Source organism: Coxiella endosymbiont of Ornithodoros amblus (assembly GCF_019425495.1).
Lineage (GTDB): Bacteria > Pseudomonadota > Gammaproteobacteria > Coxiellales > Coxiellaceae > Coxiella.
The window spans coordinates 25416-38958 of the sequence record NZ_VFIV01000002.1; the positions used below are offsets into that span (position 1 = coordinate 25416).

Below are 13543 nucleotides of genomic sequence, written 5' to 3' on the forward strand. Positions count from 1 at the left end.
ATTTCAAGGCATTAGTATCATCCCATGGTTAAATCATTAAGAAAGGACGCTTGAGTTTTCTTAACGGAAATTCAAAGTTCAGCATAAAAATGCTGGACCTTACTTCTTTCTATTAAGAAATTTTATAAAATTAAAACGGTCCAAATGTTTAAGCTGAGATAAGGGTATACTTTCTTTAGTGTCTTCCATATTCTCGATTTCGCCGTATTCATCAAAAGCAGGGACATGAAGAAAAGGGAAGCCCGAATTAGGGATACCTTCTGGAGGTTGATCATCGCACAATAGGACAGACTTTGATTTTAACTCCCCTTACATCTCTGTGTAAAATGCTATAAATTCTAAAACCGATAGCTTACTTTTTCTATTCGTATAAAAAACATCAGAAATTAATCGATAGTTTTCATCGTTTATCTTGTTTGTAAATTTCGTCTGAATCTCATTGCCACAAAAATAAATAGAGGCGTTGGGGATATGAGTTTGCTTCTTATCGTCATCGTATCCCCTTCCGAGGCATCGGCTTCAAGAGTTGGTCGAAAAGTAGCGAAAACCTTTTCATCTTCTTTCTTCCTGTTTATTCTCTTGGATGAAAAAAACAAGATGGATTCACTCTTTCGTGAATAATCATGGCGATATTCGCCACAATACTTCTTAAGTCTTCTAAATTAAGATAACACTCGTTCAAACTTTGCTTAATGACCGAATAAAGCATTATCTTTTTTAAATACACCTTTACTTGATTTAAGGCAATAAATTTATAAAACTTTTTTAAAAGACGAGGAATGCGTTTATTGATAAAATCGTTAATTTCATTTTTTAGTTGCTCGTTTTCAGCGGAGGGATCAATGAACGAAATTTCCGGGAGTGCACTTTAGGATGAGCGATTTCCCAACGCTAAAATCTTAGGGGCTGACAAGGAGTATTTCATTTACGGCAACTTAATTTGAAAACGATGGGCAATTTCTTCATAAGACTCGACGACCCGTCCCATGTCTTTGCGGAAACGGTCTTTATCAAGGGGCTCTTTTGTTTTGACGTCCCAAATGCGACAAGAATCGGGACTAATTTCATCGCCTAAGTAGATTTCATCGTCACTGACGCCAAACTCATATTTGGCATCTACCAAAATTAAATTAACGTTAGAAAATAAGGAAAAAAGCACATTGTTAATTTTAAAAGACAATTCTTTCATGCGATCTAACTGGGTCTGTGTTGCCCAACCAAAGCTCAACGCGTGGTTTTCATTGACCATGGGATCGTGCAGTGGGTCGTTTTTCAAAAACAACTCATATAAAGACGGATTGAGCCGAAGACCGCTTTCAATTCCTAATCGACGGCACAAACTTCCCGCTGTAATATTACGAACAACACATTCAAGGGGAATCATCTTAAGACGTCGAACCAATGATTCATTCGGTGAGAGGACACTTTCAAAATGAGTTAATATACCTGCATCTTTCAACGCCTGCATAATGTGCGCATTAATTTGATTATTAATAACCCCTTTTCTCGCTAATTTCTCGTCTTTTTCACCATCAAAGGCCGTTGTATCGTCACGAAACTCAGCAATTAAAAAACCAGGTTCATCCGTTTCGTATATGGATTTAACTTTACCGCTGTAGAATAATTTTCGTTTTGATGGATTCATGATTATGCAATTTTTTGTTGGATGGCCGTCAATATTCGTTGGCTAACGTCTTTAGCGGCGGGTTGATTACCCTTACTGAGTAAAATCACTTCTGTTTGATTTCCTTGGGCCTTTAGATAAACGCGATAAATGGGCGTTGCTTTTGTAATCTTATTATTGGTGCCTTTAACGTCCAATACGTAATAAGAGTGGAGCGTGCTATCTTGATCAAGAATTTGGTAAGGGGTTTTTTGCAAAGCGCGCTCCACTTTACTCCAAGCTACAGCGGGTTTTTCTACGATAACCATAACAGGCGAGCCTTGATTACTTTGTTGTAAAGTTGCCATCGCTCTTTTTGAAAAGGATTGTTGTAATTGGGTTTGGTTTTCAAATCGCTGCAAATTGCTGCCTGGCGGAACAAGCGAGGGTGATTGAATAGCCGAAGGAGTCGCGCTCGGCAAGGGGTAATAATTTTCGCCGCGCTTTACCGGCATATCCGTGGAGGTTCTCATTACGGGAACGGTCCAAGCGTGTGTCAAATAATTTTGAGGACGTTTTGCACACCCTATTAAAAGCGTCATTATAGCAATAACTGTTATCAACGTTAAATATCGCATATTTATTTTACTCCATATCTAGCATTTAATGCCCACTTGTTGCAGAGATTCTCTCACTTTAGCGTGATATCGCTCGCTTAACGGAGTCAAAGGCAATCGAATGCCATCAGGAATTACCCCCATTTGAGACAATGCCCATTTTACCGGAATAGGATTGGATTCAACAAACAATGAATCATAAAGAGGTGACAATTGATCATTTTCTTTTTTCGCCAATTCTACGTTACCCGAAACAGCCGTTATGCAAAACGTGTGATAGAGTTTGGGAACTACATTCGCCACCACTGAAATAACCCCCTTTCCACCCGCTAGCATAAAATCCATTGCCGTTTTATCATCACCACTTAATAAATCCAAGTCCTCAACTTTTAATTGCTTAACCCGTTGGATATCGCCTGTCGCTTCTTTGAGGCCCACTACATTTGGACACTTCGCTATTCGTATTACGGTTTCAGGCAGCAAGTCACACGCGGTTCGCGAAGGCACGTTATAAAGTATTTGGGGAATAGATACAGCTTCTGCAATCATTTTAAAGTATTGAAAAAGACCTTCTTGGGTGGGTTTATTGTAGTAAGGCGTTACTATTAAAGCGGCATCTGCGCCGAGTTCCATTGCCTGCTGTGTCATTTCAATGGTATAAACAGTAGAATCTGCACCCGTTCCAACAATAATCGGGATTTTTTTATTTACTTGGTCAACGACTTGTCGAATAATTTTATGGCGTTCCTCAGCGGTGACCGTCGGTGACTCCCCTGTGGTCCCCAAAATAACCAACCCATCGGTGTCATTTTCCAAATGCCATTCAACCAATTCTTTCAAATTGGAATAATCAATCTCCCCGTTTTCCTGCATCGGCGTCACTAAGGCGACAAGACTGCCATTGAACATAACATTCATCCTCTTTTCTGTCATTCTATGTCATTCTTACTAGAGTTCGCAATTAAGCAATTAATCTTATTGGTGGATGATAGGTATAATGGCCCCTCGACAAGCGACCACAGTAGCAGCTAAACTAGCCGCTTTTTGGGAGGCTGCCGCTGAATTTAAACCTTCAAAGCGCGCGGCAAGGTAAGCCCCGTTAAAAGCGTCACCTGCGCCAGTGGTATCAATGACCTTAGTCACTCGCTCAATGGCGACTTTCTTTTCGCCCGTCTCATCCGATAACCAATAACCATTTTCCCCTTGCTTAACGACCACTTCCTGAACACCAAAACGATGAAGCCGTTGGGCCGTTTCTTTAGGACTTTTATCGCCAAAAAAAGTCTTTTCATCCGAAAATGAAGGCAATCCTATCGTCGTCAATTCCAGTATTTCTTCTATAATGGCGCGCGCTGAATCCAAATTCGGCCAAAGGCAAACACGAAAATTGGTATCAAAACAAATGGGTTTTCCTTTTTCATGTGCCACCTTAAGACAATCTAAAAGTTTGTCACGCCCTGTTTCATAGAGCATGGCAAGCGTAATTCCTGATAGATACAGACTATCGAATTCCAACAGCTTCTGACAAAGACAATCACCCTCTTCGCCTTCAAAAAGCGCCCGAGCGGCCGACTGCGAGCGGTAGTAATAAAAATAACGCTCTCCTCTTTTGTCGTTACGAATTAAATATAACCCCGGCAACTTGTCGGTAATTTGGCGGACCAGGGAAACTCCAATGCCTTCGCCCAGCCACTGGTTTAACATTTCATGGCTAAACGTATCAACCCCGAGCGCCGTTACGTAATCGACCGTAACCATGGTTGTTTTACTCAACGAGCGGACGAGATAAACCGCCGTATTCAATGTATCACCGGAAAAATTAACGCTAAAATCTTTGCAATTTTTAGACGTGAGTTCAATTAAACATTCACCAATAATCGCTGTTCGTTGGTGCGATTAAGACATTTATCTCCTCCCAATCAAGAAATTTGGTATTATATTACGATGAATTGGCAAGCAGTACTTATTCTAGGAATTCCGACGCTCGTTACGGTTAGTGTAGGCGTTTTAATTTATGGGCGACTGAAACAACAACATCGTGTCGATCAAACTCTCCACCAACAATTGCTCATTATTCAAGACCGTTTAAAACAGTGGGATGAGCAACGGAACTTTGTACAATCACTTATCCAACAACAACAAAAAGAGCAAACCAAACAACGTCAACGATTTGACGAATATCAAATAAAAAGCTTGAAATTGATTCAAGATAGTTTGATACAGAACATGCGAAGTATTCGAGAGCAAGTCAGCGCTACTCTCACCGATCACACCGAAAACTTAGGTAAACGCGTAGACAAGCTCACGAGTGAAACGCAAGAACGACTCAAAGAAATTAGCGGGCAAGTGGATCGTAGGTTGACGGAAGGCTTCGAAAAAACTACCGTAACGTTTACGGATGTGGTTAAGCGTTTAACCATTATCGATGAAGCACAGAAAAAAATTACCGAATTATCAACAAATGTGGTTAGTCTCCAAGAAGTCTTATCTGATAAACGTTCGCGCGGCGCTTTTGGCGAAGTGCAATTGTCGAGTTTAATCCGCAATATGCTGCCCGAATCTCACTATGCATTACAGCACACATTAACGAATAATAAACGTTGTGATTGCATTTTATTTTTACCTGAGCCCACCGGAAATGTCGTCATTGACGCAAAGTTCCCCTTAGAAAGTTATCAGCAAATCCGAAACGAAAAACTTTCGGAAAGCGAGCGAGCGCAAGCGGAAAAGCAATTTCGATTGGACATACGAAAACATATTCGAGATATTGCTGAAAAATACATTGTTCCTGGGGAAACGGCTGAAGGCGCGGTTATGTTTATTCCGGCTGAAGCAGTTTTTGCTGAAATACACGCTCACTACCCCGATCTCATCGAAATAGCCCATAAATCGCGGGTGTGGCTAGTGTCGCCAACGACCATGATGGCTATTTTAACAACAGCGCGAGCCGTTTTAAAAGATGCAGCGACTCGAAAACAAGTGCACATTATTCAAGAACATTTAATCATGCTGAGTAAAGATTTCGACCGCTTTCAAGACCGGATGGACAAATTGGCTCATCACATCGGCTTGGCGCATGAAGATGTTTCCAAGGTTCATAAATCTTCGCAAAAAATTACAAGTCGGTTTAATAAAATCGAAAAGGTGGAATTGGATTTTCAAGACAACCAACCTGCCGCCAACCCCATCATTCCCGCTCCCGACCAGATCGGTGGGCAAGAATGACGTGATAAAAATGGTAGGACAATACTTCTCATTCCAGGAAGAATAAATGGAAAAAACAAAAAAGCCAGATAAAATCTGGCTTTTTTGCTATAAAAAGATTTTATCAATGATGATTACAATGACGATGGCCACGCCGATAGTTCACACAACGGTGTGCAGTACCCAATTTTGCACTGGGCCCTGTTTGATGATAAACTACGCGATCGGCTGGCATTGGCGTGCGTGAAATACAACCGCTTAAAAGAAGTGCAGCAACAATCACTGAAGTCATAACAGCAATTTTTTTGTTCATAAAATAATCCTTATCGAGGTTGAGTGAATTTAAACCCAGTAAAAATGATAGGAGTATTTGAAAGGAAATGCAAGTTTATACGATGGAAATTTCATCTCGGCAGAAAATTTATCAGACGAATAATACTGATCTCACTTCATTCGCAAAATGTAATACATCAGAAAATTCGACCAACGTTAAATTAGGCAAATATTGCCATAATGGCTTTCGACTTTCTTTGGTTAGAAAATGACAAAAATAATTGGCCATTTCTTCATCGGACAATTTACGCATCATGCTTGCGGGTAATAATTTATTAATTTTTGTTCAACGATAGCCCGATAACTAGCGCCGAGGCGATGTAATAACGTCACTAACTGTCGCACCGGTAAAGACAACATATCCTGAAAACGAAGTCGGCATACCGTGAATAAAAAGAACTGGCTCACCTTGGCCGGTCTCGATATAGTGCATCTTCGCACCCTTAACGCTCACGAAGCGTGAAGTATAATCCGCCACGAAACACCCCTCCTAAATTACAATCACTCCACGTTGACAGCAGCCACATTCGAAGCTAAATCAAATAGCTCGCGAATTGCCACAAATAGTATAGCAAAGTCTTTTTTCTCTGCACTGCGCATCGCCGCTAAAATCGTTTGCCATCGTTGAATCATAGGATCGTGTTCGACCAACCATTCTTTAACTTTACCGGGGATACTCCTTGCCTTCGTATCTAGTAGCACCCGGACTGTAAGCTCGCGTTGAATCCAATCTAAATCGCCTTTATAAGCAGCTCTTGCTAAAACTGCCCACTGATCGTCAACAGGATAGGCGTTAATTCTTTCGTGGAACCAAAATAAATCCAATCTATCGGCGAGCATAAAGTAAATTTTTGCTACGCGAAATACTTCTTCATGATACGTCGTTGCCGCTTCCACAATATTTAAAGCATGAAAAAGTGGCGATGTACCTGCAATGCGCAGGGCAAGTTCTGGTGGCACATTGCGTTCGATCAAATTATTTTGACGGTTGTCCACTGCCTCTTTATCCGCCCCTAACAATAATTTTGGTAATCGAAAATAAATCGCAGCTACATAGTCACCAAAATGAGTTACCGTCGAAGCGATATCAAGTTCGCCACGACGGTGACGTAAAAGCCACCGAGAAGCACGTCGGATTAAACGAATCGCTTCAACATTCATTTGGTATTGAACTTCCGCATCCACCTTATAATCCAGCGCATCGATATCGGCCAGCAGCTTTTCCATTTGAAATATTTTCATCGCTGCCACAAAAGCACGCATAATTGAAGGCACTGAGACACTCATTTCGTCTTGCATTTGGTAAATGAACGTAATACCCATTATTGAAACCAAGCGATTGCTTAACTGAGTGGCGATAATTTCCTTAGCTAAATAATGTTCCTTCATTTGTTCTCTAAAACGAGTTCGTAAAGGTGTGGGAAATGCGTAAGCCACATACCGTGATAAATAAGGGTCTTCAACCACAACGGATGTTTTAATTTGCGCTTTTAAAATAATCTTACTATAGGCAAATAAAACGCTTAACTCAGGTCGAGTTAAACCAAGACGGAGCGCACGACGTTCCAACAACGCTTTATCATCGGGCAAAAATTCAAGTGCCCGATTAATTTTCCCCTCTTGTTCAAGAGTGTCAAGAAAACGCATATTTAAACCCATATCACGCAGGGCAAGATGCGATGCCAAACTCAACGCTTTATTTTGGAAATAATTATCGTGCAATACTAACTGAGCCACTTCATCTGTCATGCTAGCTAATAATTGATTGCGATCCTTCTCTGTCATACTGCCATTAGCAACAATCTGATTAAGCAAAATTTTTATATTTACTTCATGGTCAGAGCAATCCACGCCCGCTGAATTATCAATGAAATCCGTATTAATTTTTCCGCCATTTAATTCATACTCAATACGACCCAGTTGCGTCACGCCCAAGTTTCCCCCTTCACAGATTACCCGCGCTCGCACATCTTTGGCATTCACTCTTAAATTATCGTTACTACGATCGCCTACATCAATATTTTTTTCTTCGCTAGACTTAATGTAGGTACCAATTCCTCCATTCCAAATTAAATCGACGGGCGCTTTTAAAATAGCTCGGATTAACTCGTTCGGCACCATGACATCTTTTTCACTGTGCAATAACGCTTTAACTTCGGGTGATAATTGAATGGATTTTGCGGTCCGAGAATAAATACCCCCTCCTGCCGATAATAAACTGTGATCGTAATCGTTCCAGCTTGATCGTGGAAGATTAAATAACCGCAGGCGTTCTTCGTAACTTAAAGTTGGGACCGGATTGGGGTCCAAAAAAATATGACGATGATCAAAAGCAGCCACTAATTTAATATAACGTGAAATTAACATCCCATTACTAAACACATCGCCGCTCATATCGCCAATACCTACGACGGTAATTTCGGCTTCATCTAAATTAGTTCCTAAATCTTGAAAATGCCGTTTTGCTGCAACCCATGCGCCGCGAGCCGTAATTCCCATTTTTTTATGATCGTAACCCGTAGAACCACCTGAAGCAAACGCATCGCCCATCCAATAGTTTTTTTCGATGGCAATACTGTTTGCCACGTCAGAAAAAGTAGCCGTGCCTTTGTCTGCAGCAACAACTAAATAAGGGTCCGGTCCATCATAACAAACGGTATTTTTAGGTGAAACAATTTCCCCATTTTCCAAATTGTCGGTTAAATCCAATAAACCGCGAATAAAATTACGATAACAGAAAAGTCCTTCTTGTAGAATTTCCTCACGACTGCCTTCTGACGGAAGACGTTTTGGAAAAAATCCCCCCTTCGCTCCAGCTGGCACAATAACAGCATTTTTGACTTGTTGCGCTTTCATTAATCCTAACACTTCAGTTCGATAATCTTCGCGTCTGTCTGACCAGCGGATACCACCTCGTGCCACAGCCGCACCGCGTAAGTGTACTCCTTCGAAACGCGGCGAATACACAAATATTTCATACTTCGGAAAAGGCAAAGGCATGTCAGGAATTTTTGAGGAATCTAATTTAAAGGAAAGATAAGGCTTAGGATTCATTTTTTCATCACGCTGAAAATAATTAGTGCGTAAAGTGACGTGGATCAAGGCTAAATAACGGCGTAAAATCCGGTCTTCATCGAGTCCGGCTACCTCATCTAATTCTTTTTGAATGATTTGTTCGATATCTTTCGCTTTTTCTTTTGACGTCGTCGCTCGTTCAGGATCAAAATAACATTTAAATAATTCGATGAGCAGGCGTGCTACTTTTGGGTTATCCACCAAAGCGTCCGTAATATATCCTTCACTAAAGGTAAGCCCTACTTGACGGAAATATTTCATGTAAGCACGAAAAACAGCTATTTCCCGCGACGTTAATTGGGCTTCTAATACCAAACGATTCAAACCATCGTCTTCAGCTGCACCAAACCAGATTTTTTCATAAGCTTCTTGAAAAATTGTTTTAGCTGTTTCAATTTCAAACTCAGGTTCGCTCGCGTAAGTCATCAAAAAATCATTAATCCAAACTTTACGTCCATCTTGAAAAGTTAATTCGTAAGGCTGCTCACCTACTACACGTAATCCCATGTTTTCTAACATCGGTAAAGCATCGGATAAAGGGACGGTAAAATCGGGATGGAATAATTTAAAACGAATCACATCCCGCGCAGCGCCACGAGGACGATAAATACTCATACCTAATCGGGTTCGCTCCGATAATTTCTCAATATGCACAACGTCGTACACGGCTTGCTGCCCTTCAAATTCTTCACGATATGCAGAAGAAAAGGCATGTCGATACCGATTAAAAATATCATTGCCCCGTTCTTCGCCAAAATAATCCAACGCGTGTTTATAAAATTCGTCTTCCCAGGATACGCCTACTTTAGCTAATTTTTCTTCTAACTCTTTTACATCGTATTCCAAAGCACGGCGCGGATTGATGCGGATAACAAAGTGAATGCGAGCGAGCATTGATTCAGAAAAATAAGTCGTAAAACTCACGTCCAATCCATGGAATGCTTTCATTAAAATATCCTGCATGCGCATTACTAAATCCGTTGTAAAATAATCACGTGGCACATACACCAAACACGACATGAAACGGCCATAAGCATCTTTCCGCACAAATAAACGAATGCGGCGTCGTTCTTGCAAATGCAAAATACCCATCACCCAGTGAAATAATTCATCCACCGTTGCATGGAGTAAATCATCACGTGGCAAGGTAGCTAGAATATGGAGTAAATCTTTTCCACTGTGACTTTTGGCGGGTAGTTGGGAGCGTTTCAAAACCGATTCGACTTTGTGGCGAATAATGGGAATGACACGAGGGTCGGAACGATATACATCCGAAGTATAAAGACCAATAAAACGCGATTCACCAATTAATTCTCCTTTTTCGTTAAATCGTTTGACGCCAATATAATCCGTATAGGCAGGTCGATGAACGGTTGATAACGTATTCGTTTTCGATAAAATCAATATTTGTTCCGTCGATAACGCCATTTTTCGAGCGGCTTTCGGCAAGTCCGCATATTGTCTCAACATTTTACTGTGCGTATGATCGCGCAACACACCTAAACCCGATTCAGGAATTAAAAGTAAAGCCTGTTCTTTACCTTCGCCAACCAATTCATAATCACGAAACCCTAAAAAAGTAAAATGATTATCCATCAGCCAATTTAAAAATGCTTTAGTTTCTTTAATTTGCTCTGGATCTTGAACCATCTTAGCAGGGTCTAATTCTAAGAGGGCTTCTTGCACACGCTCTCGCATCAACCCCCAATCTTCAACGGCTACGCGAACATCCCTTAAAACTCGGCGAATATTACGTTGAATATCAGCTAATACTTTAGGGCCGGTTTGCCGATCAATTTCCATGGAGATAGGCGCCTCTAGCGTGCTTTCCTTATGATGTTGTACGTGGTAAGCCAGAACGTCATCTACTTCGTTTTTCTTATTCCGGCAAACTTTTATCCCCCCAATGTGGATCATCAAATGGGTGGTTAGGCCTAATCGATTAATTTCCATACGGATGGAATCCACCAAAAATGGCATATCTTGGGTAACCACTTGAATAATAGTATGTGTAGACTGCCAGCCGTCCAGATCTAATTGGGGATTAAATATGCGAATTTTAACTTCATTCGGCTTACGGTATAGCATCAACTCCCAGTGCGACATCACCGCACCGTATAAACTGGAGATAGAACGTTCTTTTATATCTTCTAATGCGATGTGAGCGTAGTAAAGTCGGATGAATTTGATAATTAAAGCAATTTTCTCTTTTGGCAATTGCTTTTCCGCATAAGTAACGACTTTTTCAAGGATTTTATCGACCAAAGTCAAACGATCATGTGACACAATGGATACCCCTGTATTTAAGCAAGTGTAAAGTTAGCTTAATAAAAATGCTTGCATTTAAAGCAAAATTAGACTATTGTAACTTTAATTCAAAGTGAGTTATTAATCGCCGTCATTCTATCATGCAATAGCAAGAAACTCATGGCTGACTTACAATTTGAATCGAGTCACTATAATGGATTTTAAAGTAACACCCAAGACCGTCAGGGATACTCACAGTAAATTAAGGTGAGAGCAATGCGGGCCATACTTGTTGAAGATGATGAATTCCTCGGCGATGACATCCGGGCAAACTTAAAGCAATACGGTCATGCGATTGATTGAGTAAGAGACCGCCAAGCTGCTAACGATGTTTTTTCTTCCGCCCACGAAATTTTTGATAGTATTATCCTCAACCTTGGTCTTCCTAAACGTTCCGGATTAGATGTTCTGAAAACTATTCGCGAAAAAATGGATAACCCTTTGATCTTGAATAGCTTTTTGCCCGTATGCGCGCTATGCAGCGCCGCTCCAAAGAACGAGCAAAACTGATCATTTCTCATGGTGATATTACTCTAGCTAGACCCTGCTTCTCACGTCGTAACGCTTAAGAAGAAAGAAGTGATGGTTTCCCGCCGAGAATTTGCGTTACTTCAAAAATTACTGGAAAACGCGGGGCATGTCATTTCACGAGAACAACTCAATCAAACCCCCTATGGTTGGGGGAAAATATTGATAGCAATGCTCTAGAAGTCCATATTCACAACTTACGCAAACGATTTGGGCAAAACTAATACGCACCATTCGAGGTGTGGGTTACATAGTAGAAAAAAGTCTGAATGACGCCGTCGATACATACGTTTCTTCTCATTAATTTTTTCTTCTCATTAATTTTTACTACTAAGCGTGACACTTATTACCTTAAATTAACTATTATCGGCAACCTTTTTAGCCCATAAAGACATTCAAACGCAGTTTAGATACTCAGTTGATCCACTCAGCCGAACGCACGCAGGCCTTTTTTAGCGACTACGGGATTCAACATAAAGACCTTTCCCTTGTTCAAGGCAATCTACTAAAAGCTAGTGCACGATCCATGTTGATGTCTTCCCATTTTCGGCTAACAAAAGAACAGATCGAACAATTGCGTTCGGATAAAGAAGCCAGTAATCATTTGGAGTTTCAAATATGGAATAATCAAGGAAAATTGCTTCTTAATTCCGCGAGTACACCCAGCATTCCTTTCTCCAACAGCAACGAATGGTTATCCACCCTTTGATTGCATGGCAAATCGTGGCGTGTAAATACTCTTTATTCCTACCACGGAACTCACTTTTATGGTGGCCGAGCGATCCAATTATCGCTAACAGTTACAAAATCAACTCACCCAAGATTCCATTTTTATCATGCTAATCACTTATCCATTTCTGGGCTTTTTAATCTGGATTATTGTCGGGCGCGGGTTAGACACTCTTAAAAAAGTAGCCAAGGAAGTCCGCCATCGCGAACCCGCCTGCTTAGAACCTGTAGATTTAGAGGCAGTGCCTTAGAAATAGAGCCGCTTGTCAGCGAGCTGAATAATCTCTTTGGTCGATTAAAGAAGCGTTTGAACGAGAAAAACGCTTTACTGCAGACGCAGCGCATGAATTGCGTACCCCTTTAGCGGCCTTAAACACGCATACAAAAGTGGCCTTGCGAGTCCAAAACCCCGCAAGAACGAAAAGAAGCGCTACTGAAGGTTTTTAGCGGGCGTTAATCGCGGCACACTCATGTGGTTCAACAATTGTTTTTAAATCGGATGCTTCCTAAAGCCACTCTCCATGAGAAAAATTAGATGGACCTGGGCAAAGAGGCAGCGGATATTGCCGCCCAATTAGCACCTGAGGCTATTAAAATATTGATCTTGAGCTCATCACCCCCGATGATCCCCCTAAAGCAAAAGGCAATAACAACGCTATCCGTTATTCACCCGAAAAGAGCAAAGTCACGATTTGAATCAAAAAAGAAGATAACTGGGTAATTCTACGCGTAATTGACAACGGACCAGGCATCCCGAAGAACTACGCGAACGGGTTTTTGAACAGTTTTTCAGAATAATTGGCAATCAAGCCACGGGAAGTGGACTGGGCCTAATAAGCATTGTCCTTCAAATCACCAAATTCCATAATGTAGAAATTGCCCTCAAAACACCTAACCATTGGAAAGGATTAGATTTTTTGGTGACTTTACCCCTTATTCACAATTTCTGTGGATAACTTTGTGAGTAATTTGTCAGAATGAGAGTTAATTAATTGATATCATAACCCACCGACACAGATTGAAAACAAAATAAGCAATGAAAATTAATTTAGTAAATTCAATGGATTAGATTTTTTTGCCCAGGTTTGTTTCATTTTCATAAAAAAGTTTTGACATCATTTTTATAATCGGTTAGACCTGTGAGCAA

At 40.8% G+C, this 13543-nt stretch carries 7 protein-coding genes and 4 pseudogenes; 3 read left to right on the plus strand and 8 right to left on the minus strand.

Translation table 11 applies throughout. The annotated features are described in order from the left end of the window. Positions 1-71 precede the first annotated feature (71 nt). The 5 genes and pseudogenes from FIV31_RS00740 to FIV31_RS00760 all read right to left on the minus strand — a co-directional run bounded on the left by FIV31_RS00740 (position 72) and on the right by FIV31_RS00760 (position 4098). Positions 72-925: pseudogene (locus FIV31_RS00740) on the minus strand (hypothetical protein). After that, positions 926-1648 carry a phosphoribosylaminoimidazolesuccinocarboxamide synthase gene (gene purC / locus FIV31_RS00745; RefSeq protein WP_280123481.1) on the minus strand — a complete coding sequence of 241 codons (723 nt, stop codon included), beginning with the start codon at positions 1646-1648 and terminating at the stop codon, positions 926-928. It lies immediately after the preceding pseudogene. Next, on the minus strand, positions 1648-2241 hold the full coding sequence (gene bamC / locus FIV31_RS00750; protein ID WP_280123470.1) for an outer membrane protein assembly factor BamC: 594 nt from the start codon (positions 2239-2241) through the stop codon (positions 1648-1650). Before bamC ends, purC begins: the two co-directional genes overlap by 1 nt. 18 nt (positions 2242-2259) lie before the next feature. Then, the gene (gene dapA, locus FIV31_RS00755; RefSeq protein ID WP_280123482.1) at positions 2260-3129 is read right to left on the minus strand and encodes a 4-hydroxy-tetrahydrodipicolinate synthase; all 870 of its coding nucleotides are present in this window, start codon (positions 3127-3129) and stop codon (positions 2260-2262) included. 66 nt (positions 3130-3195) lie between these two features. After that, positions 3196-4098, minus strand: coding sequence for a sugar kinase (locus tag FIV31_RS00760; RefSeq protein WP_280123483.1), 903 nt, complete (start codon positions 4096-4098; stop codon positions 3196-3198). A 66-nt stretch (positions 4099-4164) separates the two neighbouring features. On the opposite strand from FIV31_RS00760, the gene FIV31_RS00765 reads away from it, so the two are divergent. Then, complete coding sequence (locus tag FIV31_RS00765) at positions 4165-5445, plus strand: DNA recombination protein RmuC (RefSeq protein WP_280123484.1); 1281 nt, start codon at positions 4165-4167, stop codon at positions 5443-5445. 103 nt (positions 5446-5548) lie between these two features. Here FIV31_RS00765 and FIV31_RS00770 read toward each other — a convergent pair whose 3' ends face one another. From FIV31_RS00770 to FIV31_RS00780, 3 genes and pseudogenes are all read right to left on the minus strand, one after another. Then, a complete protein-coding gene (locus tag FIV31_RS00770) occupies positions 5549-5737 on the minus strand; it encodes a hypothetical protein (RefSeq protein ID WP_280123471.1) in 189 nt (62 codons plus the stop codon). A gap of 135 nt (positions 5738-5872) precedes the next feature. Next, positions 5873-6190: pseudogene (locus tag FIV31_RS00775) on the minus strand (hypothetical protein); the annotation flags it as partial. 68 nt (positions 6191-6258) lie between these two features. Beyond that, complete coding sequence (locus FIV31_RS00780) at positions 6259-11118, minus strand: NAD-glutamate dehydrogenase (RefSeq protein WP_280123472.1); 4860 nt, start codon at positions 11116-11118, stop codon at positions 6259-6261. Between the two features lie 237 nt (positions 11119-11355). On the opposite strand from FIV31_RS00780, the pseudogene FIV31_RS00785 reads away from it, so the two are divergent. Then, positions 11356-11971, plus strand: a pseudogene (locus FIV31_RS00785) (winged helix-turn-helix domain-containing protein). Further along, positions 11937-13352, plus strand: a pseudogene (locus tag FIV31_RS00790) (ATP-binding protein). Before FIV31_RS00785 ends, FIV31_RS00790 begins: the two co-directional pseudogenes overlap by 35 nt. Positions 13353-13543 lie beyond the last annotated feature (191 nt).

What these genes read in the sequence shown, in the direction of transcription:
- bamC (WP_280123470.1), bottom strand. Translation starts at nt 2,241, where the DNA reads ATGCGATATTTAACGTTGATAACAGTTATTGCTATAATGACGCTTTTA.
- dapA (WP_280123482.1), bottom strand. Translation starts at nt 3,129, where the DNA reads ATGTTCAATGGCAGTCTTGTCGCCTTAGTGACGCCGATGCAGGAAAAC.
- FIV31_RS00765 (WP_280123484.1), top strand. Translation starts at nt 4,165, where the DNA reads ATGAATTGGCAAGCAGTACTTATTCTAGGAATTCCGACGCTCGTTACG.
- FIV31_RS00770 (WP_280123471.1), bottom strand. Translation starts at nt 5,737, where the DNA reads ATGAACAAAAAAATTGCTGTTATGACTTCAGTGATTGTTGCTGCACTT.